19 protein-coding genes are annotated in these 22,501 nt (G+C 64.2%); 12 read left to right on the plus strand and 7 right to left on the minus strand.

Translation table 11 applies throughout. The features are described from left to right. Positions 1 to 237 precede the first annotated feature (237 nt). Positions 238 to 2,751: an outer membrane protein assembly factor BamA gene (bamA, locus tag ACPPVR_RS12590; RefSeq protein WP_426614534.1), complete on the plus strand. Its 2,514-nt coding sequence runs from the start codon at positions 238 to 240 to the stop codon at positions 2,749 to 2,751. On the opposite strand, the gene ACPPVR_RS12595 is transcribed toward bamA, so the two are convergent. The 6 genes from ACPPVR_RS12595 to ACPPVR_RS12620 all read right to left on the minus strand — a co-directional run bounded on the left by ACPPVR_RS12595 (position 2,748) and on the right by ACPPVR_RS12620 (position 8,698). After that, a complete protein-coding gene (locus ACPPVR_RS12595) occupies positions 2,748 to 3,980 on the minus strand; it encodes a Zn-dependent hydrolase (protein WP_426614535.1) in 1,233 nt (410 codons plus the stop codon). The genes bamA and ACPPVR_RS12595 overlap by 4 nt on opposite strands. Continuing rightward, positions 3,973 to 4,758 (minus strand): ABC transporter ATP-binding protein, encoded by a 786-nt coding sequence (locus tag ACPPVR_RS12600; protein WP_426614536.1) that lies wholly within the window; start codon positions 4,756 to 4,758, stop codon positions 3,973 to 3,975. The genes ACPPVR_RS12595 and ACPPVR_RS12600 overlap by 8 nt, the downstream gene beginning before the upstream one ends. Further along, on the minus strand, positions 4,755 to 5,528 hold the full coding sequence (locus ACPPVR_RS12605; RefSeq protein ID WP_426616089.1) for an ABC transporter permease: 774 nt from the start codon (positions 5,526 to 5,528) through the stop codon (positions 4,755 to 4,757). The genes ACPPVR_RS12600 and ACPPVR_RS12605 overlap by 4 nt, the downstream gene beginning before the upstream one ends. A gap of 34 nt (positions 5,529 to 5,562) precedes the next feature. Continuing rightward, entirely contained in the window at positions 5,563 to 6,507 is a 945-nt protein-coding gene (locus ACPPVR_RS12610; protein WP_426614537.1) for an ABC transporter substrate-binding protein, read from the minus strand. A gap of 107 nt (positions 6,508 to 6,614) precedes the next feature. Beyond that, positions 6,615 to 7,343: a histidine utilization repressor gene (gene hutC, locus ACPPVR_RS12615; RefSeq protein ID WP_426614538.1), complete on the minus strand. Its 729-nt coding sequence runs from the start codon at positions 7,341 to 7,343 to the stop codon at positions 6,615 to 6,617. Further along, positions 7,340 to 8,698 (minus strand): formimidoylglutamate deiminase, encoded by a 1,359-nt coding sequence (locus ACPPVR_RS12620; RefSeq protein WP_426614539.1) that lies wholly within the window; start codon positions 8,696 to 8,698, stop codon positions 7,340 to 7,342. The genes hutC and ACPPVR_RS12620 overlap by 4 nt, the downstream gene beginning before the upstream one ends. An 85-nt stretch (positions 8,699 to 8,783) precedes the next feature. Between ACPPVR_RS12620 and hutI the strand changes: the two genes are divergently transcribed. From hutI to hutU, 3 genes are read left to right on the plus strand one after another with little or no spacing between them, the layout of a single operon-like run. Next, complete coding sequence (hutI, locus tag ACPPVR_RS12625) at positions 8,784 to 9,998, plus strand: imidazolonepropionase (RefSeq protein ID WP_426614540.1); 1,215 nt, start codon at positions 8,784 to 8,786, stop codon at positions 9,996 to 9,998. After that, positions 9,995 to 11,554 carry a histidine ammonia-lyase gene (hutH, locus tag ACPPVR_RS12630; RefSeq protein ID WP_426614541.1) on the plus strand — a complete coding sequence of 520 codons (1,560 nt, stop codon included), beginning with the start codon at positions 9,995 to 9,997 and terminating at the stop codon, positions 11,552 to 11,554. The genes hutI and hutH overlap by 4 nt, the downstream gene beginning before the upstream one ends. Before the next feature lie 10 nt (positions 11,555 to 11,564). After that, positions 11,565 to 13,235 (plus strand): urocanate hydratase, encoded by a 1,671-nt coding sequence (hutU, locus tag ACPPVR_RS12635; RefSeq protein WP_426614542.1) that lies wholly within the window; start codon positions 11,565 to 11,567, stop codon positions 13,233 to 13,235. A gap of 7 nt (positions 13,236 to 13,242) precedes the next feature. Here the strand turns inward: hutU and ACPPVR_RS12640 are convergent, their stop codons facing one another. Beyond that, on the minus strand, positions 13,243 to 13,863 hold the full coding sequence (locus tag ACPPVR_RS12640; RefSeq protein ID WP_426616090.1) for a TetR/AcrR family transcriptional regulator: 621 nt from the start codon (positions 13,861 to 13,863) through the stop codon (positions 13,243 to 13,245). Positions 13,864 to 14,119: 256 nt separating this feature from the next. On the opposite strand from ACPPVR_RS12640, the gene ACPPVR_RS12645 reads away from it, so the two are divergent. From ACPPVR_RS12645 to ACPPVR_RS12680, 8 genes are read left to right on the plus strand one after another with little or no spacing between them, the layout of a single operon-like run. Continuing rightward, positions 14,120 to 14,980, plus strand: coding sequence for an FAD binding domain-containing protein (locus tag ACPPVR_RS12645; RefSeq protein WP_426616091.1), 861 nt, complete (start codon positions 14,120 to 14,122; stop codon positions 14,978 to 14,980). After that, positions 14,977 to 15,501, plus strand: coding sequence for a (2Fe-2S)-binding protein (locus ACPPVR_RS12650; RefSeq protein ID WP_426614543.1), 525 nt, complete (start codon positions 14,977 to 14,979; stop codon positions 15,499 to 15,501). Before ACPPVR_RS12645 ends, ACPPVR_RS12650 begins: the two co-directional genes overlap by 4 nt. Then, positions 15,498 to 17,873 carry a xanthine dehydrogenase family protein molybdopterin-binding subunit gene (locus ACPPVR_RS12655; RefSeq protein WP_426614544.1) on the plus strand — a complete coding sequence of 792 codons (2,376 nt, stop codon included), beginning with the start codon at positions 15,498 to 15,500 and terminating at the stop codon, positions 17,871 to 17,873. Before ACPPVR_RS12650 ends, ACPPVR_RS12655 begins: the two co-directional genes overlap by 4 nt. Before the next feature lie 24 nt (positions 17,874 to 17,897). Next, entirely contained in the window at positions 17,898 to 19,148 is a 1,251-nt protein-coding gene (locus ACPPVR_RS12660) for an ABC transporter substrate-binding protein (RefSeq protein ID WP_426614545.1), read from the plus strand. Between the two features lie 12 nt (positions 19,149 to 19,160). Then, positions 19,161 to 20,036: a branched-chain amino acid ABC transporter permease gene (locus ACPPVR_RS12665; RefSeq protein ID WP_426614546.1), complete on the plus strand. Its 876-nt coding sequence runs from the start codon at positions 19,161 to 19,163 to the stop codon at positions 20,034 to 20,036. Beyond that, on the plus strand, positions 20,033 to 21,028 hold the full coding sequence (locus ACPPVR_RS12670) for a branched-chain amino acid ABC transporter permease (protein WP_426614547.1): 996 nt from the start codon (positions 20,033 to 20,035) through the stop codon (positions 21,026 to 21,028). Before ACPPVR_RS12665 ends, ACPPVR_RS12670 begins: the two co-directional genes overlap by 4 nt. Next, positions 21,028 to 21,783, plus strand: coding sequence for an ABC transporter ATP-binding protein (locus tag ACPPVR_RS12675; protein ID WP_426614548.1), 756 nt, complete (start codon positions 21,028 to 21,030; stop codon positions 21,781 to 21,783). The genes ACPPVR_RS12670 and ACPPVR_RS12675 overlap by 1 nt, the downstream gene beginning before the upstream one ends. Beyond that, a complete protein-coding gene (locus tag ACPPVR_RS12680; protein WP_426614549.1) occupies positions 21,776 to 22,495 on the plus strand; it encodes an ABC transporter ATP-binding protein in 720 nt (239 codons plus the stop codon). The genes ACPPVR_RS12675 and ACPPVR_RS12680 overlap by 8 nt, the downstream gene beginning before the upstream one ends. The last annotated feature ends 6 nt before the right edge of the window (positions 22,496 to 22,501 follow it).

The following is a 22,501-nucleotide window of genomic DNA, read 5'->3' on the forward strand; positions in this document are numbered from 1 at the left end:
TGCGCGTGGGCTGATGCCGACGGCTCTCGCATCGCGCCTGCGGCCTGTAAACAAGCGATGTTTTGCGCGATGTTGCTGCTGCGCGCGCAAACGGGACGCGCGTGCGGCGTTCCGTGCGTCGAGGCGGGAGAGTCGCTCAATCAAATTCAATCCACGGAAACAGTACAGCAATCACAACGCCACACCGCGGCCACAGCCGTTTCGTTTCAGAGCAGTCAGGTGCTCTTGAGGTGTGGAATGTCGGTTTTGCGGGCCTGGCTTGTCGCGGTGGTGGTGAGTGGCGTGTCGATTGCAACGTCACTGCCTCTGGTGTTGTTGCCGCAGCCGGCAGCGGCGCAAGCAGCTGATACGATCGTGGTCGAAGGCAATCGCCGCGTGGAGGCCGAGACGGTTCGTTCCTATTTCAGGCCCGCCGCCGGCGGGCAGCTTGATCAGGCGGCCATCGACGAGGGTCTCAAGGCGCTGGTCGCGACGGGGCTGTTCCAGGACATCAAGGTCAACCGGGCCGGCGGCCGCATCGTGGTGTCGGTATTGGAGAACGCCGTGATCGGCCGGGTCGCGTTCGAGGGCAACAAGAAGATCAAGGACGAGCAGCTCTCGGCCGAGGTCCAGTCCAAGCCGCGCGGCACCTACTCACGCGCGATGGTGCAGTCCGACACGCTGCGGATCGCCGAAATCTATCGTCGCTCGGGCCGCTACGACGTGCGCGTCACGCCCGAGATCATCGAGCAGCCGAGCAACCGCGTGGATCTGATCTTCACCGTCGAGGAGGGGGCCAAGACCGGCGTCAAATCGATCGAGTTCATCGGCAACAGCGCCTACTCGGCCGCGCGCCTGCGCGACGTGGTCAAGACCCATGAGGGCAATCTGCTCTCCTTCCTCGGCAACAACGACATCTATGATCCGGATCGGGTCGAGGCCGACCGCGATCTGCTCCGCCGCTTCTACCTCAAGAACGGCTTCGCCGACGCGCAGGTCGTGGCCGCGTTGACCGAATATGATCCGGACAAGAAAGGCTTCCTCGTCACCTTCAAGATCGAGGAAGGCCAGCAATACCGGGTCGGCACCGTCGATTTCCGCTCCGGTATTCCCGACTTTGACGCGAGCTCGTTGCGCAATTTTTCGCGCGTCAATGTGGGCTCGCTCTACAATGTCGAATTGCTCGAGAAGTCGACCGAGGAGATGCAGATCGAGGCCTCGCGCCGCGGCTATTCTTTCGCCGTGATCCGGCCGAGCGGTGATCGCAATTTCGAAGCGCATACGGTGTCGGTCGTGTTCAACATCGACGAAGGGCCGCGCACCTATATCGAGCGCATCAATCTGCGCGGCAACACCCGCACGCGCGACTACGTTGTCCGCCGCGAGTTCGACCTCTCCGAGGGAGACGCCTATAATCGCGCGTTGGTGGACCGCGCCGAGCGTCGGCTGAAGAACCTCGACTACTTCAAGAGCGTCAAAATCACCACGGAGCCCGGCTCGTCCAGCGACCGCGTGATCCTGATCGTCGAGATGGAGGAGAAGTCGACCGGCGACTTCTCGATCTCGGGCGGCTACTCTACGACCGACGGTGCGTTGGCCGAAGTTTCGGTCTCCGAGCGCAACCTGCTTGGCAAAGGGCTCTATGCCAAGGCGTCGGTGACCTACGGCCAATATGCCCGCGGGGTATCGCTGTCCTTTGTCGAGCCTTATTTGCTCGACTACCGGATAGCGCTCGGAATCGATACCTATTGGCGCCAGCAATTGTCGAACAGCTACACCAGCTACGGCGTGACGACGCTGGGCTTCTCTCCGCGCCTGGGCTTCGCCCTGCGAGAGGATCTCTCGCTCCAGCTCCGCTACTCGCTCTATCAGCAGAGCATCTCGCTCGCCAGCATCTACAATAATTGTAACAACAACGCGGCCAATACGTCGCTGGCCTTCAACCCGACACCGGCTTACATCGCGAATGTCCTGGGTGGGGTGGATCCGACAAATTCCACGAGCTCCGGCGTCTACGGTTACGGCTGCTATGGCGACGGTGAATCGACCCTGCCGGTCCGAAAGGAGCTGGCGAACGGTCCGACCTTGACCTCGGCGCTGGGTTACACGCTGAGCTACAACACGCTCGACAACACCAAGAACCCGACCGATGGCCTGCTGATCGACTTCCGACAGGATTTCGCCGGGGTCGGCGGCGATGTGACGTATTTGAAGACCGCGATCGATACCAAATACTACACGCCGCTGGTGTCGGAGATCGTCAGCGTGATCCACCTGCAGAGCGGCATCCTCAACAAGATCGGCGACAACGATTTGCGCATGCTCGATCATTTCCAGATGGGGCCCAACCTGGTGCGCGGCTTCGCATCCAACGGCATCGGTCCGCGCGATATCACCTATGCCAGCTACGGCGCGGTCGGCGATGCTCTCGGCGGCACGAAGTACTGGGGCGCGTCCATGGAGTTGCAGATGCCGTTCTGGTTCCTGCCCAAGGAAGTCGGCCTGAAGGGCGCGGTCTACGCTGATGCCGGCTCGCTCTGGGGTTATCAGGGCCCGACATCCTGGGCGGCCACGGGCGAGGTCAACACCAAAGCCTGCCCGACCTGCGGCCTTCAATATGATGACAGCAGCGTGGTGCGCTCGTCGGTCGGTGTCGGCCTGATCTGGGCCTCGCCGTTCGGGCCGCTGCGCTTCGACTATGCGGTGCCGATCACGAAGGGCAAATACGACGTCGTCCAGGAGTTCAGGTTCGGAGGTGGCACGTCGTTCTAGCCGCCGAGTATCCGCCGGCACGCGTCGACAAACACCTGCGCACCAGCGACGATATCGGTATCCGCAGTGTTTTCGGTCCAATGGTGGCTGATGCCGCCGATCGACGGCACGAACAGCATCCCCGCGGGCATCACCGTCGCGAGCATCTGCGCGTCGTGGCCGGCGCCGCTTGGCATGCGGAGCGATCGTCCACCGGCAAATGCCTTGCTTGCGGCTTCGATTGCATCCTGAAAGCCGGCGTTCATCATCGCGGGCGCACCCGTGCGGATCTTCTCCACGGTCATCGTGCAGGGGCCTTTCGCGTTGACCTCGCTCGCCATGGTCCGCAGCAGCTCCTCGAGCCGCGCGATGACGGAAGGATCGTCATCGCGGATCTGGAACAGCATCTGGGCCGCGCCCGGAATGATGCTCGGTGCGCCCGGGTCCAGCGTGATCCGGCCGGTGGTCCAGACCGTACGCGGTCCGCACGCGGCCGGGAAACGCTCGTCGATCGCAACGCAGAACTTTGCCAGCGCCAGGCCGGCGTCCTTTCGCGCGGCCATGCGGGTGGTTCCGGCGTGGTTCTGCTCGCCAATGAAATTGATCTGGTATTGCCAGATGCCGACGATCGAGGTCACGATGCCGATCGCGAGCTTGCCGCTTTCGAGCGTATCGCCTTGTTCGATATGCGCCTCCAGATATCCGACGTGCCGGCCCGGTTCGACGGTGATGCGTGGCCGCCCCGCGAGTCCCATATCGGCGAGCGCGTCGCGCATGGTGCGGCCGCCGGTGCGGTCGCGCGCGGCGTCGATATCGGCCTCGTTGACCTGTCCGACATAGGAGCGGGAGCCGAGAAAATGGCCAAAGTGTCCTTCCTCGTCGCACCAGGCGCCAAGTTCAACCGCGCCTTCGAGCGATGGATCGGCGTTGAGCACGCGCGCGGCCTCGAGCGCATAGACGACGCCGAGCGGGCCATCGAGCCAGCCGGCATAGTTTTGGCTTTCCAGATGCGAGCCGGCCAGAAGCTTCGGCCCGGACTTCGCGCTATTTCCAAAAACGTTGCCGATGCCATCGATCGCAGCAGTGAGGCCTGCGTCAGGCAGCTTCCCCACGAGCCACTCCAGCGATTGCTTGTGCGGTTCCGAGAAGGTCGGCTTGTGCACGCCGGTTTTGTAAGCGCCGATGGCGCGGAGCGCATTGACATCGGCGAGGACGCGCGCGCCGTCGGCGGAGGGACGATTGTCAGGCATGTTCGGTAACCTTCAGCGCCTCGGTGCGGATCTCCTCGACCAGCCGTTCCTTCAACTGGACGAACTCGGGCGTGGTCTTGATCTTGTAGGAGCGTGGATGCGGCAGGTCTATCGCGATATCGGCCTTGATGCGCCCGGGACGCGCGCTCATGACGACGACGCGGCTGCCGAGGAAGATCGCCTCTTCGATGTCGTGGGTCACGAACAGCACGGTCTTCTGGTCGCGCTCCCAGATCCCGAGCAGCATCTCCTGCATCAGCGCCCGGGTCTGGTTGTCGAGCGCGCCAAAGGGCTCGTCGAGCAGCAGGATCTTTGGATCGTTGGCGAGCGCGCGCGCGATCGCCGTGCGCTGCTGCATGCCGCCGGAGAGTTGCTTGGGCCAGTGGTTCTCGAAACCGGACAGGCCGACCTGCCTGATGAAGGCGTCGGCGATCATGTTCCGCTCGTCCTGCGGCACGCCGCGCTCGAGCAGGCCGAAGGCGATGTTCTCGCGCACGGTCAGCCAGGGAAACAGAGTGTAGGACTGGAACACCATGCCGCGGTCGGCCCCCGGGCCGGTCACCTCGCGCCCATCAAGCGTGACGCGTCCGCTGGTTGGACGGTCGAGGCCTGCCACGATGCGGAGCAGCGTGGATTTGCCGCAGCCGGAGGGACCGAGGATGGTGACGAAGTCATTGGTGCCGATGGTGAGGTCGGTCGGCTCCAGCGCCTTCGTTGGGGCGTTGCCGTGGCGGGCTGGGAAGGTTCGCGAAACCTGCTCGATCTTCAGAATCGTCATGCGAGCTTCCACGGAAACAGCCAGGCGTTGAACGCCTTGAACAGGAAGTCCGAGACGAGGCCAATCAGGCCGATCACGATGATGCCGAAGATGATCTGGCCGGTGTTGAGCAGCGCCTGGCTGTCGGTGATCATGTGGCCGATGCCGGAGGACGAGCCGATCAGCTCGGCGACGATAACGTAGGTCCAGGCCCAACCAAGCACCAGCCGTAGGATCTCCGCGATTTCGGGCGCCGAGGAGGGTAGCAGCACGCGGCGGATGATGCCGCGGTCGCTGGCGCCCAACGTATAGGCCGCCTCAACCAGGTCACGCCGTGTCGCACCGACGGTCACAGCGATCATCAGGATGACCTGGAATACCGAGCCGATGAAGATGACCAGCAACTTTTGCATCTCGCCGATGCCGGCCCACAGGATCAACAGCGGAATGAAGGCGGAGGCCGGCAGGTAACGCGCGAAGGAGACGAAAGGCTCGAGGAAGGCCTCGACCGGCTTGTAAGCACCCATCAGCACGCCGAGTGGCACCGCGATGATCGCGGCTAGCACAAAACCGCCAACGACGCGCCAGATCGTCATGCCAATGTCGAACAGGAAGCCCTGTTTGGCAATCAGATCGACGCCTTCCTGCATCATAGTCAGCGGGTTGGCGAGGAACACTTTCGACACATGGCCGCCGAACGTCGCCCACGACCAGAGGGCAACAAACAGCACGAAGAACGCAAGGCCATAAGCCACGCGCTGCCTCGATGTCACGGGATCCAGGGGACGCATCAACGATCTATCCGGGTGGCAAATCTTGAAGAGATTACTTGATGAAGCTCGAATCGTAGAGGTCCTCGACCTTCGGCGCGGCCTTGATGATGCCGATCTCGAGCAGGAGCTCGGCGGCATCCTTGTTGAAGGCTAGGAAGTCGCCTGCGAAGAATTTCTGGTTGGCGGCCTTGTCCTGCCAGCGCAGGTATTTGGCCGAGTTGCCGAACGCCTCACCGGTCTGCTTCACGTCGGCGCCCATGATCTCATAGGCCTTGGCCTGATCCTTGGCGATCATGTCGAGCGCCTCGAAATAGCTGTCAGCAAGCGCCTGCGCGGCCTTCGGGTTCTCGCTGAGGAATTTCGGCGTGCAGCCGAAGGTGTCCATCACGATCGGATAGTCGAGCGTGGTGGCGATGATCTTGCCCTTGTCTGGCGCGGCGCGCACGGTCGACAGATACGGCTCATAGGTCATTGCGGCGTCGTTCTGGCCGGAGACGAAAGCCTGCGCGGCCGCGGCGGGCTCCAGATTGACGACGGTGACGTCCTTCACTGTCAGGCCGTTCTTCTTGAGCATCCAGGCCAGTGCGAAATAGGGCGAGGTGCCGGGCACCGAAGCGGCGACCGTCTTGCCCTTCAAATCCTTGATCGCAGCCACGTCGTTGCGCACGGCCATGCCGTCAGCACCAAAACTCTTGTCGAGCTGGAAGATCTGCTTGGTGGCGACGCCGTTGGCGTTCCAGGAGATCCAGGTCTCGACCGTCGTTGCCGCGCATTGAACGTCGCCCGAGGCGATCGCGAGATGGCGGTCCTTCTGCGGGATCTTCTTGATCGTGACGTCGAGGCCGTTCTTCTTGAAGATGCCGGCCTCCTTCGCCAGCGTCAGCGGCGCGAAGCCGGTCCACCCCGAAATGCCGACGCCGACCTTGACGTCGTCAGCGAGCACTGGAGTGGAGGCCGCAAGGGCAATGATTGTCGCAAACACTTTCGAACTACGCATGATTGTTGTCCTCCTGCCGATCGATGGATTGACGTCCTGGTGATTCCTGCCGGTCCATGCAGACCTGTTGCTCGAAGCGTTGCACGAATTGTGCCGACATCGTTCTCTCAGCCTCCCTTGAATCGGGCGACAAGGCGGTGAGAGTCACCGGGATAAAGCAGCCGCACGGCGGTGATGGTGCGCGCGCTGCGCCAGGTATAGCGGTCGATCACGAGGCACGGCGCGCCGACGGCGATGTCGAGCGCTTCCGCCGCGCGATCGTCCGCAATGATGGCGCTGATCGTATGCTCGGCCTCTGTCCATGGGACATGATGAAGCAGCCACGAGCCGGGAGGCTCGTGCGCAAAGTCGGCCGTCGCCGCATCCGGCACGGAGGCAAGATCAATCAGCCTGTCCTCGACGGCAAACGGCACGTTGTCAGCACTGTGCCGGCAAGTGATCGCCACCACTTTGCCGGCCTTCTTGACGCCGAGGCGATCGCGATCGGCGGCGGTGGCCGTGCGCAGCTTGCGATGCATCAGCTCGTAGCCGTAAGCGCGGCCGAGCGCAGTGATCTCGGCGCGCATGTCGGCGATCTTCAGCACCGCCGACTGATGTTGCGGCCGGCGCACGAACGAGCCGGCGCGCCGCCTCCGCTCGATCAGGTCGGCCTGGGCGAGCTCCGACAGCGCCTTGTTCACCGTCATGCGCGAGCAGCCGTAGCGTGCGACCAGCTCGTGCTCGAACGGAATGCGATGTCCGGGCGGCCATTCGCCGGTCAGGATACGCTTCTCGACGTCGGCGCGGATCCGCTTGTAAAGCGTCGGCTGGTCCGCCGCGTTGGTGGCAAGGCTCATGTGACGAGCCTTCGCACAGCAGCGTTGAAGCGTTCGCGCGCGGACTGGCGCAGTTCATGTTGCCCGCCTTCGACGACCTTGGCGCCGCCGGCCCAGACGCAATCGACCGCGCGGCTCCCTGCCGCAAATATCCAGCCGTCGATGATGGCATCGTGGGCGCGCCCCGCCAGTGACGGATGTGCGGCGTCGAGCGTAACGATGTCGGCGCGCGCGCCCGGCGTGAGTCCGACCTTCGCCTGTGCCAGCGCCTGTGCGCCGCCTGCCAAAGCATGGTCGAACAGCGTGCGTCCGGTCGAGCGGCCGGCGCCGCTTGAGAGCACGTTGCGCGCGCGATGCTTGAGACGCTGGCCGTATTCGAGCTGACGTAGCTCGTCGGTGACACCAATGAGCACGTTGGAATCCGTGCCGACGCCAAACGAGCCGCCAGCGTCGAAAAATTGGCGCGCAGGAAAGATGCCGTCGCCGAGGCTCGCTTCGGTGATGGGGCAGAGGCCGGCCACGGCACCAGTCTTCGCGAATGCGGTGACTTCGGCATCCGTTGTGTGGGTCGCATGGATGATACACCAGCGCTGGTCAACGGGCGCATGCTCCAGCAGCCATTGCACCGGCCGTTTCCCCGACCAAGCCAGGCAATCCTCGACTTCTTTCACCTGCTCGGCGGCATGGATATGCACTGGTCCGCGATCCGCGAACGGGATGATGGCCGCGAGTTCGTCGGGCGCCACCGCGCGCAGACTGTGCGGCGCGATGCCGATATTGGCGCCCGGTAATTTTGCGATCGTCTTGTGCGACGCAGCCATCAGTGCGGCAAACTGGTCGACCGAGCAGATGAAGCGGCGCTGGCCGGCATGTGGCGGCGCGCCGCCAAAAGAGCCGTGCGCATAAAAACTCGGCAGTAGTGTCAGCGCGATGCCGGAAGCCTCGGCAGCCTGCGCAATCCGTGAAGCCATCTCGGCGATATCGGCGTAGGCCGTGCCGTCGCGGTCATGATGCAAATAGTGGAATTCGCCGACGCGGGTAAAACCCTGCTCCAGCATCTCGACATATAGCAGCGTCGCGACGGCCGCGACGTCGTCCGGCGTCATGGCGAGCGCGAAGCGATACATCGTCTCGCGCCAGGTCCAGAACGTATCCGTGCTGTCGCCGCGCAGCTCGGCCAATCCCGCCATGCCGCGTTGGAACGCGTGACTGTGCAGGCTCGCAAGTCCGGGAAGCGCGATTTGGTGACGTTCGTCGCCGGCGGCCGGCGCCACGCCCGGAGTCACCGCTTCGATCGTGCTCGCGGTGACGATCACCTGTACGTCATTGGCCCAGCCCGAGGGCAGGAGCGCGGAGGCGAAATGCAGTCGGGTCATGATTACACGCCGGCTGGACAGAACCTCCCCACGATTATATGTCTAGACATATAAGTCAAGCATCCCACGACCAAGGGACGTCCGCATGGCAGAACGCTTCGACCGGATCTGGCACAACGCCCGGCTCGCCACGATGCGCGCCGACCGTCCCGATCTCGGCGAGATCGAGCACGGCCTGATCGCCTCGCGCGGCGGCCACATCGCCTATGCGGGCGCTGAGGCAGACTTTCCGGCGGATGCCGATGCGATCAAGCGCATCGATTGCGAAGGGCGCTGGATCACACCTGGCCTCGTCGATTGCCACACCCATCTGGTTTACGGCGGCAACCGCGCACACGAGTTCGAATTGCGCCTGAAGGGTGCGAGCTACGAAGAAATTGCGCGCGCCGGCGGCGGCATCGTCTCGACGGTGGCTGCGACGCGGAAGGCAAGCGAGGCTGATCTCGTCGCGAGCGCGCTGCCGCGGCTTGACGCGCTGATCGGCGAGGGCGCAACCACCGTCGAAATCAAGTCCGGCTATGGCCTCGATACCGAGACCGAGATGCGGCAGCTCGCCGCCGCCCGCAGCCTCGGCCGTCAGCGGCCGGTTGCGATCCGCACCTCCTTTCTCGGCGCGCACGCGCTGCCGCCCGAGGCCGATGACGACAAGGACCGCTACATCGATCTTGTCTGCATGGAGATGCTGCCGGTCATCGCAAAGGCGGGCCTGGCGGACGCCGTCGATGCCTTCATGGAGGGCATCGCCTTCTCGGCTGAACAGACGGCGCGAGTGTTCGGGACGGCGAGGGGGCTTGGCTTGCCGGTCAAGCTGCATGCCGATCAGCTGTCGAACCTCGGCGGTGCTGCGCTCGCAGCAAAATTCTCCGCGCTATCGGCCGATCATCTCGAGCACACTGATGACGCCGGTGCCGCCGCGATGGCGAAGGCAGGAACGGTGGCGGTGCTGCTGCCCGGCGCATTCTACTTCATCCGCGAGACACAAAAGCCGCCCGTCGAAGCGTTCCGCAAGCACGGCGTCCAGATGGCGCTCGCGACCGACTGCAATCCCGGCAGCTCGCCGCTGACCTCTCTTCTGCTCGCCATGAACATGGGGGCGACGCTGTTCCGGATGACGGTGGCCGAATGCCTCGCCGGAATCACCCGCGAAGGCGCGCGAGCGCTTGGCGTTCTCGACGAAACCGGCACGTTAGAGGCCGGCAAATGGTGCGACCTCGCGATCTGGGACATCGAGCGTCCGGCCGAGCTGGTCTACCGCATCGGCTTCAATCCGCTGCATCGACGGGTGTGGAGGGCACAATGACGGAACAGCGCGCAGCGATCGTCGTCAAACCGGGAACGGTCAGCCTCGACGATCTCGCACGCGTGCTGCAAGGTGCTCCAGTCGTACTCGATCCGTCGTTCTGGCTGCGCGTCGAGGCGGCGGCGGAAATTGTGGCAAAGGCCGCGCAAGCCGACGTCCCCGTCTATGGCATCAACACCGGCTTCGGAAAGCTCGCCTCGAAGCGGATTCCACCGGACCAAACTGCGCTGCTCCAGCGCAACCTCATCGTCTCGCATTGCTGTGGCGTCGGCCTGGCCACACCGGAGCCGATCGTCCGCCTGATGATGGCGTTGAAGATCATCTCGCTCGGCCGCGGCGCCTCCGGCGTGCGACGCGCGGTGATCGAGCAGTTGCAGGCCATGCTGGCGCAAGGCGTCTATCCGCTGGTGCCGCAGCAGGGCTCGGTCGGCGCCTCCGGCGATCTTGCGCCGCTTGCACATATGACCGCCGTCATGATCGGCGAGGGGCAAGCGATCGTCGGCGGCAAGACAGTCTTCGGCGGCGAGGCGCTTGCAGCGGTCGGCCTTGCACCGTTGACGCTCGGCCCTAAAGAGGGCCTTGCGCTGATCAACGGCACGCAGTTCTCAACGGCCTATGCGATCTCCGGCGTGCTGCGCGCATTTCGTCTGGCGCGTGCCGCGCTTGTGACCGGTGCGCTGTCGGTCGATGCGGCGATGGCATCGACGGCGCCGTTTCGTCCCGAAATTCAGGCGCTCCGCGGCCATCCCGGGCAAATTGCAGCGGCCGCGACATTGATGGCGTTGCTCGATGGTAGTGATATCAGGCTGTCGCATCTCGAAGGCGATGAGCGCGTGCAGGATCCCTATTGCCTGCGCTGCCAGCCGCAGGTCGCGGGTGCTGCGCTCGACCTGATCACGCAGGCGGCGCGCACGCTGATCGTCGAGGCCAATGCCGTTACCGACAACCCGCTTGTGCTGGTCGAGACCGGCGAGATCGTTTCGGGCGGCAATTTCCACGCCGAGCCGGTGGCCTTTGCCGCCGACGCGCTCGGGCTCGCATTGTCAGAGATCGGCGCGATCAGCGAGCGGCGCATCGCGACGCTGGTCGATCCCGCGCTGAACTTTGGGCTGCCGCCATTCCTGACGCCCGATCCCGGCATCAATTCCGGCTTCATGATCGCCGAGGTGACGGCGGCCGCGCTCTACGCCGAGAACAAGCAGCGCGCGGCAGCCTGTTCGATCGACTCGACGCCGACCAGTGCCAACCAGGAAGATCACGTCTCGATGGCGGCGCATGCCGCGCGACGTCTCTCCGACATGGCCGACAATCTCGCCGCCATCCTCGGCATCGAGCTGTTGGTTGCTGCGCAAGGCATCACGTTGCGCGCGCCGCATGCGACGAGCGCGGCACTCGTCGCCGTCATCGCCGCGCTTCGCGAGCAGGTGCCTGCGCTCGGTGCCGACCGGTACATGGCTGATGATCTCGCCAAAGCGGCCGCGCTCGTCGAAGCCGATGCACTACCGGCCGCAGCGCTCGCAGCTCTTTCAAATGATCCGTTTCCAAGACTTGACTGAAGAGGTCTTCATGAACCGCCGATTGGACAATGACCGCACCATCCGCGCCCCTCGCGGCAGCGAGATCAGCGCCAAGAGCTGGCAGACCGAAGCGCCGCTGCGCATGCTCATGAACAACCTCGATCCCGACGTCGCCGAGCGCCCGAGCGAGCTGGTGGTCTATGGCGGCATCGGCCGTGCCGCGCGCGACTGGGAAAGTTTTGACCGCATCGTCGCATCGCTGCGCGAGCTCGAAGGCGACCAGACCTTGCTGGTTCAGTCCGGAAAGCCAGTTGGCGTTTTCCGCACGCACCCGGATGCTCCGCGCGTCCTGATTGCGAACTCCAACCTCGTGCCGCACTGGGCGACGCTCGATCACTTCAACGAGCTCGATCGCAAGGGCCTGATGATGTACGGCCAGATGACCGCCGGCTCCTGGATCTATATCGGCAGCCAGGGCATCGTGCAGGGCACTTACGAAACCTTTGTCGAGGTCGGACGCCGCCACTACGGCGGCAGCCTTGCCGGCAAATGGATTCTGACCGCTGGCCTCGGCGGGATGGGCGGCGCGCAGCCACTGGCCGCGACCATGGCCGGCGCCTCGATGCTTGCCGTCGAATGTCAGCCGAGCCGCATCGAGATGCGGCTGCGCACGGGCTATCTCGATCGCCAGGCCGCGACGCTCGATGAAGCACTCGCGATCATGGCGGAGGCCGCGAAGACCAAGAAAGCGGTCTCGGTCGGCCTGCTCGGCAATGCCGCGGAGATTTTCCCGGAGCTGGTGCGGCGTGGCGTCAAGCCCGACATCGTCACCGACCAGACCAGTGCGCATGATCCGATCAACGGCTATCTGCCGAAGGGCTGGACGCTCTCCGAATGGGAGACGAAACGCGCCGCCGATCCGAAGTCGGTGGAGCGCGCGTCGAAGACGTCGATGGTCGAACACGTCCAGGCCATGCTGGATTTCCATGCGCAGGGAATCCCGACGCTCGACTACGGCAACAACATCCGCCAGATGGCGCAGGACATGGGCCTGAAGAACGCCTTCGATTTCCCAGGCTTCGTTCCCGCCTATATCCGTCCTCTGTTCTGCCGCGGCGTCGGGCCGTTCCGCTGGGCTGCACTGTCGGGCGATCCCGAGGACATCTTCAAGACCGACGCCAAGGTCAAGGAGCTGATGCCTGATGACAAGCATCTGCACAATTGGCTCGATATGGCCAAGGCGCGCATCAAGTTCCAGGGCCTGCCGGCCCGGATCTGCTGGGTGGGCCTCGGCGATCGGCATCGCCTGGGTCTTGCCTTCAACGAGATGGTGGCAAGTGGTGAGTTGAAGGCCCCGGTCGTGATCGGCCGCGATCATCTCGACAGCGGCTCGGTGGCAAGCCCGAACCGCGAGACCGAGGCGATGAAGGACGGATCGGATGCCGTGTCGGACTGGCCGCTGCTCAACGCGCTGCTAAATTGCGCGAGCGGCGCGACCTGGGTGTCGCTGCATCATGGCGGCGGTGTCGGCATCGGCTATTCGCAGCACGCCGGCATGGTGATCGTCGCCGACGGCACGCCGGAGGCCGCAAAGCGCATCGAGCGTGTACTCTGGAATGATCCCGCCAGCGGCGTCATGCGCCACGCGGATGCGGGCTACGAGACTGCGATCGACTGCGCCCGCGCCACCGGGCTCGACCTGCCGAGCCTGCCGAGGTAACCGCGCTTTAATCGCGCGCCAGGAGTTTCGGCATCGTCGTCTTCGCGCCGTCCAGGAAGGTCTGGACGGCGTCGCGCACGATGGCGTCGAGATCGGACGGGATCGGCGTCTCGTAGATGAACTTGCGGATCGCGAGATAGAAGATGCGGCCGTGCAGGCCCCAGAGCAGCTCGGTCTCGCGCTCGCTTAGCGGATTTGCCGACGCATCGGGTAGCCTTAGATCGTGGCGCAGCTCCGCGGTGGCGGGCTCGATGATCTCGCGGCGGACGATGTCGAGATAGCGGCCGGTGATGCCGAACGACTTCATGCCGGACGAGACGAAGATCCGCACCCAATTGTACTCGAACACGCGCGCGACATAGTCGAGATAGAAGCGCGTGAGCCGCGCCTCCAGCGACAGCGAGCGGTCGCGGATCAGCGGCCCCCAATCCGGTGACCAGCGGCTGAGATAGACCTCCTGATAGACGCGCTCGATCAACGCCTCCTTGCTCGGGAAGTGGCGATAGATCGCCGAATGGGTGATGCCCATGCGTTTGGCAAGCTCGCGGGTCTGGCCCTCGAAGCCGCGCTCGGCAAAGAAGCGGATGGCTTCGTCGACGATCGCGCGCTCGCGGTCAGCCGCGCGCATGTTGCGGCGCTTTGGCGCGGCTGTGTCACGCGTTTCGGTCCGCCGCTTGGTCGGTCGCTTCGTCGTCTTCTGCGTCTTCTTCGCCATTTTGCCGTTGAATCGCGATCCCTTCCGCCTTCTTAGCCTAAAGGTACATTTGTGACCAAATGGTCATTTCCTGTTGACCGCCCGCGGGCGGCGTGTCAGGATTTTGAGACCAGATGGTTACAAATCTGGCGTCCAGGCTGATGAGCCGATGGATCTCGAGGAAACGGCGGTGAAGGCGAGGGCTTTCAGCTATTTTCGTGCGGCTACGATCGACCAGGCGCTGGATGCCCATGCGCGCGCTGGCGACGACGCGCGTTTCATTGCCGGCGGCCAGAGTCTCGTGCCGGCGCTGTCGCTGCGGCTCCAGGCGCCGCGGCTGCTGATCGACATCACCCACATTGGCGAGATGCGTGGCGTCAGGCGCGAAGGCGCGTTTCTGCGCATCGGCGCGCTGACGCGTCACTGCGAGATGCTGAGCGAACCGCTGATCGCCGAATTCGCGCCGCTGCTGCATGCCGCCGCGCCCTTCGTCGCTCATCCGGCGATCCGCAACCGCGGCACGTTTGGCGGCAGTGTCGCGCTGGCCGATCCCGCATCGGAATTCCCGGCGATGACGCTGGCGCTCGATGCCGAGATCGAGATCGCTGGCGCCACGGGTAGCCGGCGCGTCAAGGCCGACGACTTCTTCCTTGACCTGTTCGAGACTGCATTACAGCCTGGCGAGCTGATCACGGCGATCTACGTTCCGCTGTTCAAGGCCGACCAGCGCTTTGCGTTCGACGAACTAGCGCGACGGCGCGGGGACTATGCGCTGGTCGGTTGCGGCATGGTTGCGACCTGCACCGGCGATCGCATCAACGACATCCGCATCTCCTTCTTTTCCGTCGGCAATACGCCGATACGGGTGAAGGGAGCTGAGGCGACCCTGATCGGCTCCAGCCTCGATGCGGCGCGCATTGCCGCCGCGCAGGCTGCATTGGAACAGGATCTCGCGCCACCAGAAAGCGATGAGGTGCCGCCCGCAATGCGACTGCATCTCGCGCGCGTGCTGCTCGGCCGCCTGCTCGGACGTCTCAGAGAGGGCGCATGAGTGGCTTCGACGAGAGCCTCCTGGATGAAGCCGATGAAACCGTGCGGGTCCGTTTCGTCGTCAACGGCCGCAGGGTCGCCTGCGAGGTCGCGCCGCGCGAGACGCTGGTCGATTGCCTGCGCAACGCGCTCGAGCTGACGGGCACGCATGCCGGCTGCGAGATGGGAGCCTGCGGCGCCTGCCTGGTGCAGCTTGACGGCCGCGCCGTGCATTCCTGTCTGATGTTCGCAGTTCAGGCCGACGGCGCGGAGATCAATACCATTGAGGGACTCACCGAGAGCGGCGTGATTGCCGATCTCCAGGCCGAATTCCATCGCCGCAATGCGTTGCAATGCGGCTTCTGCACGCCGGGCATGCTGGTCAACGCCCAGGAGCTGTTGTCGCAGGTGGCGAGGCCTAGCCGCGAAGATATCCGCGACGCGCTGTCGGGGAATTACTGCCGCTGCACCGGCTACGAGTCGATCGTCGACGCGATCGACGCCGTCGCCAAAGCACGCAGCGAAAGCGGAGGCACGACATGAGTGCGCCGCTGACCTCGCTCGATCGCCCCAATTCCTATATCGGCCGCTCGGTGCCGCGCCCGAACGCCAAGCGGTTGCTCGCCGGGCGCGGGCGCTATGTCAGCGATCTCAGGCTCCCGCGCATGCTATACGCGGCGTTCCTGCGCAGCCCACACGCGCATGCAAAGATCGTATCCATCGACACGACGCAAGCCGCTGCGCTTGAGGGCGTGCATCTGGTGGCGACGGGAATTGATCTCGCAAAGATCTGCACGCCCTGGACCGGCACGCTGGATCACTTCAAGGGCATGACTTCGACGCCGCAACTGCCCTTGCCTCTCGATCGCGTGGTCTGGGCCGGCCAGGCGGTGGTCGCCGTCGTTGCCGAGAGCCGGGGGATCGCCGAGGACGCGCTGGAGTTGATCGAGATCGAATACGAGGACCTGCCGATTGTCGCCGACATCGACAGCGCGCGCGAGGCTGGCGGGCCGCTGATCAATCCCGGCAGCGCCAATAATGTCTGCTTCCGCAGCCGGCTCGACAACGGCACCGTCGACGATGCTTTCGCGAATGCCGCCCATGTGGTGGAAGGGGTGTTTTCCTTCGGCCGCCACACCGCGGTGACGCTGGAGCCGCGCGCGATCGTTTCCGACTACGATCCTTCCGCTCGCATGCTCACCGTACATCACGCCACCCAGACGCCGTATCAGTTCCAGGACCTCTATTCGCGTCACTACGGCATTCCAGAGGCTCGCGTTCGCGTCATCGCAACTGACATTGGCGGCTCATTCGGGATGAAGCTGCATGTCTATCACGAGGACATGGCGGTGGTCGGTCTCTCGATCCTGCTCGGCCGTCCCGTGAAATACGTCGCCGACCGCATCGAGTCCTTCGTTTCCGACATCCACGCCCGCGACCATCGCGTCCACGCCCGCATGGCGCTCGACGCCAGGGGTGAAATCTTGGCGATGGATGTGCTGGATCTGACGGCGATCGGTGCTTTCTCGACCTATCCCCGTACCAGCGTGGTCGAGGGCAATCAGGTGATCCGCCTGATGGGTGCGCCGTATCGGTTCAAGAACTACCGCGCCACACTCGAGGTGATCTTCCAGAACAAGGTGCAGACCAGCCAATATCGCGCCGTCGGCCATCCCATCGCCTGTGCGGTGACCGAACGGCTGGTCGACATGGCAGCAATCAAGGTCGGCCTCGATCCCTTCGCCATCCGAGCGCAGAACGTGATCGCCGACGATGCCTATCCGCAGACCTCGCCGACCGGCTACCGCTTCGAAGCGCTGTCGCATCAGGCTTGCCTGAAGCGCCTGCACGACATGATGGACTATGAGGCGCTGCGTGCGGAGCAGGCGAGCTTACGCAAGCGTGGCATCCACCGCGGCATCGGCATTGCGACCTTCGTCGAGATCACCAATCCTGGCCCGGCCTTCTATGGCGTCGGTGGAGCGCGCATCTCGTCGCAGGACGGCGCGATCCTCAGCCTGACGCCGTCGGGCGAAGTGCGCTGCCTGATCTCGGTCACCGAGCAAGGGCAGGGCACCGAGGCAATCATCAGCCAGATCGTGGCTGACCAACTCGGGATCGCGCAGGAACACGTCAAGGTCATCACGGGGGATACCGAGGTCACGCCGCATGGTGGTGCCACCTGGGCCTGCCGCGGCGCCGGCATCGGCGGCGAGACCGCGCTCCAGGCGACGCGCGTGCTCAAGCGCAATATTCTGGAGATCGCGGCGCTGATCCTTCAGGAGCAGCCGTCCGCGCTCGACATCATCGACGGCCAGGTCGTCGACGCCGCGACACGGCAGCAGCGCCTGCCGATCTCCGAGATCGCCCGCATCGCCTATTTCCGCTCGGACACACTGCCGCCGGGTACGCAGCCACAGCTCACCGTGAGCCATCATTTCGCGCCGCAGGGTTATCCCTTCGCCTTTACCAACGGTATCCAAGGGTGCTCGATCGAGGTTGACGTCGAGACCGGCTTCATCAAGGTGCTCAAGCACTTCATCGTCGAGGATTGCGGCCGCGTTATCAATCCCATGCTGGTGGACGAGCAGCTCCGCGGCGGCATTGTCCAGGGGCTGGGTGCGGCGCTGTTCGAGGAATGCCGCTACAGCGAGACAGGCCAGCTCATGAACGGTTCGCTCGCCGACTATCTCGTGCCGATGCCGATGGAGATGCCCGACATCGTCATCGCCCATGTCGAGACGCCGACGGCCGACACGGAACTGGGCGCCAAGGGATGCGGCGAGGCCGGCACGGCGGCGGCGTCGGCCTGCGTGCTCAACGCCGTCAATGATGCGCTCGCGCCGTTCGGCGCGACGATCAATTCGATCCCGATCACGCCCGCAAAAGTCCTGAAGGCCCTGAATCTTTACTAGAAAAAAGAACTCCTGGAGGAAATCATGCCCAAATCCGGTTCGCGCCAGTCACGCATAAGAATCTCCCGCCGCACCGCGCTGGCCGGCCTGTCGGCAAGCGCCGCACTGCTCGCCATGCCCCGGCTGGGACGCGCCGCGGACGAGACCATCCGCATCGGCTTTCCGACCCCGCTGACCGGCCCCTTCGCCGCCGAAGCGCGCGATCAGGTCAAATGCGCCGAGCTCGCCGTCAAGCTCGTCAACGACAAGGGCGGCGTTAATGGGCGCAAGGTCGAGCTCCTGGTGCGCGACGACAAGCTCAATGCCGGCGAGGCTGCGACCCGCACGCTGGAGCTGATCGAGAAGGACAAGGTCCATGCCGTGGTCGGCGCGCTCTCCAGCGCGGTGCAGCTTGCTGTCAACGAAGTGACCCGTGCCCGCGGCGTGATCTACGTTTCGATCAGCCAGTCCGACACGATCAACGAAGCCAAGGATTTCAGCAAGTATACATTCCACGAGGCGCTGAACCCGCACATGACCACGGCGGCGGTGGCGCGGCAGACCCTGAAGAAGGGCATGAAGGTCGCGCATCTGGTCGCGGACTACGCTTACGGCCACGAAATGCTGCGTGGCTTCAAGCGCGCGCAAACGGCGATCGGCGCGGACAATGTCGGTGAGATCCTGCATCCGTTCGGTGCGGCCGATTATTCCACCTTCATGCCGCGCCTGATGTCGCTGCGGCCGGACGTGCTCTGCATCTCCAATTTCGGGCGCGACCAGGCCAATGCGATCAAGCAGGCGGTGGATTTCGGCGTCAAGCAGCAGATGAAGATCGTTGTTCCCGTCATCCTGCACAACCAGCGGCTCGCGGTCGGACCCGATGTGTTTGAGGGCGTGGTCGGCGGTGCCAACTACTATTGGGGCCTGGAACCGCAGAGCAAGACGGCTGCCGAATTCAACGCGGCGTTCCGCAGTGCCAATGGCGGGGCGATCCCGACCGACTACGGCGCCTACGGCTACTCGGGCGTTGGGTCTCTCCTGCAAGCGATGCAGGCCGCCGGCGGCACCGACACCGACAAGGTCGTCGATGCCCTGGAGAAGCTGCAATACGATTTGACCAAGGGCCCGCAGCACTATCGCAAATGCGATCACCAGTCGGTGCAGTCGGTGCTGGTGCTGGAATCCAAGAAGAAGTCCGCCATGGCCAATGACAACGATCTGTTCGCAATCCTCGCCAACGATACGGGCTCCGACGACATGCTGCGCAGTTGCAGCGAACTCGGCCACGCCACTTAAAGCTTTATGACGATGGACCTGTCACTGATCATCATGCAGCTTCTCTCCGGGATCGCCCTTGGCGCGGTCCTGGTGATCACGGCGCTTGGCCTGACGATCGTGTTCGGCATGCTGGGCGTGGTCAATTTCGCCCACGGCGCGCTGTTCATGATCGGAGCCTATGCGGGGCTGTATGTAGCGTCCTATACCGGCAGCTTCTGGTGGGGACTGCTGCTCGCTCCCATCCTGATCGGGGCCTTCGGCATGCTGATCGAGTTTGTCTTGATCCGGAGGCTTTATGGGCGCTCGATCGACGATCCGCTGCTGCTTACCTTCGGCCTCAGTTACATCCTGGTCGAGGGCGTACGCATCGTGTTCGGCAGCGATGGCATTCCGTTTCCGACGCCGCCGCAACTGATCGGCGTGGTCGATCTCGGCGTGGGCTTCTTCCCGCGCTACCGCTTGTTTGTCATCGCGCTGGTGGCCGTGGTCCTGCTGGTGCTGTGGCTGACGCTCGAGAAGACTCGCATCGGCCTGATCGTGCGTGCCGGCGCCCGCGATCCCACCATCATGCAGGTCCTTGGCGTCGACATCGGCCGGGTATGGCTTGCGATCTTCGGGCTCGGTGTCGGGCTGGCCGCTCTTGGCGGCGTGCTCGCGGGTCCCATGCGCAGTGTCAATCCGGAGATGGGTTCGCTGGTGCTGGCGGAAGCCTTTGTTGTGACCGTGATCGGCGGCCTCGGCTCGATCGTGGGTGCTGTTGTCGCCGGCATCATGGTCGGCATTTCCATCAGCATCGTGGCGCTGTTCGCGCCGGAGATGGCGACCATCGTGATGTTCGCGCTGATGGCCGTGGTGCTGCTGATCCGGCCGCAGGGCCTGTTCGGCGTGAGGGGGAGGACCGCGTGACGTCACCATCAAGCGGCGAAGCGGTCGCAAAACCCGGCTCGAGCGGGCTCGCCTGGATTCTCGACCAGCGCGTGCTCCTCTCCATCGCAGTGCTTGCTGTGCTGCCATGGCTGCTGCCGTCCCAGGCGCTGGCCGTGAACGTGCTGATCTATGGCGTCGTGGTGATGGGGTACAATCTGCTGTTCGGCTACACCGGGTTGTTGTCGTTCGGTCAGGCCGCCTTCTTCGGTGCGGGTGCATACTTCACAGGAATCGCCATCGGCCGCTATGGCATGCCGTGGTTCGCTGCGGTCGCGATGGCCGTCGCTCTCAGCACCTGCCTTGCGGCCGTGATCGGCGTGGTCTCGACGCGCACCCGCGGCATCTATTTTTCGATGGTGACGCTCGCGCTCGCCCAGCTTGTCTATTACGTCGCGCTTCAGGCTTCTTCCTTCACCGGCGGCGAGAACGGTCTGCGCGGCTTCACGGTCGATCACATCGGCCTGTTCGGCCTCTCCGTCAATTTCCTCGACCCTGTCAACAAGTACTACGTGCTGATGGTTCTCGCGGCATTGGCGATGTGGTTCCAGTCACGCATCCTGAACTCGCCGTTCGGCGCCGTCATCGAGGCGATCCGCGAGAATGAGCAGCGGGCGCGGGCCTGCGGCTACAACGTCGAGCGCTGCAAGTTGATCGTGTTCATGCTGTCGGGCGCGATCTCGTCGCTCGGCGGCTGCATGCTGGCGCTGCATCTGTCGATCGTGCCGCTGGACATCCTGCACTACCAGACCTCCGGCATGATCGTGATGATGGTGCTGCTCGGCGGCGCGCGCAGCTTCTTCGGCCCCTTTGTGGGTGCTGCAACGTTCCTGATCCTGGAGGAGGTCATCTCGCTCTACACGTCCCATTGGCAGATTTTTGTCGGTACGATCTTCGTTCTGTTCGTGCTGTTCCTGCCCAAGGGTATCTGGGGCACGCTGCTCGACGCTTTGCCGATCGGAAAGGCCAGGTGATGAGCAGCGAATTGCTCCGTGCCGAGGGTATCGGCAAGCGCTTTGGCGGCTTCGTTGCGCTCGAAGGCATCAGTGTCTCCTTCGCGACGGGCCAGCTCACCTCGATCATCGGGCCGAATGGTGCCGGGAAAAGTACGTTCTTCAACATCCTATCCGGCGCGCTGACGCCGACGTCGGGCAAGCTGCACTTCAGGGGACGCGAGCTGAACGGCCTGCCGCAGCACCGTTTTGTGCACCAGGGCATCTCCCGCTCCTACCAGATCACCAACATCTTTCCCGACCTGACCGTGCACGAGAACGTGCGCGTGGCGGTGCAGGCGCTGACCGTAAGCTACGACATCTGGCGCAACCGCACGCGTCTTGCCGAGCTCAGTGCGAAGGCTGACGCCGCGCTGGACGCGGTCGGATTGCTCGGCAAGCGCGGCGAACTGGCGAAATTCCTGTCGCATGGCCAGCAGCGCGCGCTGGAGATTGCGATCGCGCTGGTCTCCGAGCCCGAGCTGCTGCTGCTGGACGAGCCGACCGCCGGCATGGGGCCGGAGGAGACCAAGGACATGGTCGCGCTGCTCGAACGGCTCGCCGACAAGCGCACCGTGCTGCTGGTGGAACACAAGATGAAGATGGTGCTGGGCCTGTCCAAGCGCGTCGTGGTGCTGCATCACGGCCGGCTGCTGGCGGACGGCGCGCCCGATGAGATCAGACGCAATCGGGAAGTCCGCCGGGTCTATCTCGGACAGAGTGAAGGCTATGGCTGAGACCGCGCTGCTCGAAATCGAAGACCTTCATGCCTGGTATGGCGCGAGCCATATCCTCCACGGCATCTCCCTGCATGTGAATCCGGGCGAAGTGGTTGCCCTGGTCGGCCGCAACGGCGCCGGCAAGACCACGACCTTGCGGGCGATGATGGGCCTGATGCCGAAGGCGACAGGCCAGGTGCGCTTTGCGGGCAGGGAGCTCCTGTCGCTCCGCGCCCATCAGCGCTTCCACCTTGGCTTGGCCTATGTGCCCGAGGAGCGCCGTATCGTCCCAGGTCTGTCCGTGCGCGAGAATTTGCGCCTCGGCCTCGTGGCGGCCGGCGGCGACATCGATGAGCGCACCGCGATCGATGAGATCGCCGAGACCTTTCCCCGCCTCAAGGAGCGTCTCGACCAGGAGGGCGTGACGCTCTCGGGCGGCGAGCAGCAGATGCTGGCAATCGCGCGCGCCCTGATCGGCAGGCCCAAGATGATCCTGCTCGATGAGCCCTCCGAGGGCATCATGCCCGTGCTGGTGGAGGAGATGGGCGTGCTGTTTCGCCGGCTGCGCGACGAGGGCAGGACGCTGCTGCTGGTCGAGCAGAACGTCGAATGGGCCCTCCGGCTGGCCGACCGCGCCGTGATCATCGACCAGGGCGAGGTCGTGCATCAAAGCAGCGCTGCGGCGCTGCTTGCGGACAAGGACATCCAGGAGCGCTATTGCGCCGTGTGAGCGGCT

The sequence above is a fragment of the Bradyrhizobium sp. McL0616 genome, assembly GCF_049993385.1.
Taxonomy (GTDB): Bacteria; Pseudomonadota; Alphaproteobacteria; order Rhizobiales; family Xanthobacteraceae; genus Bradyrhizobium.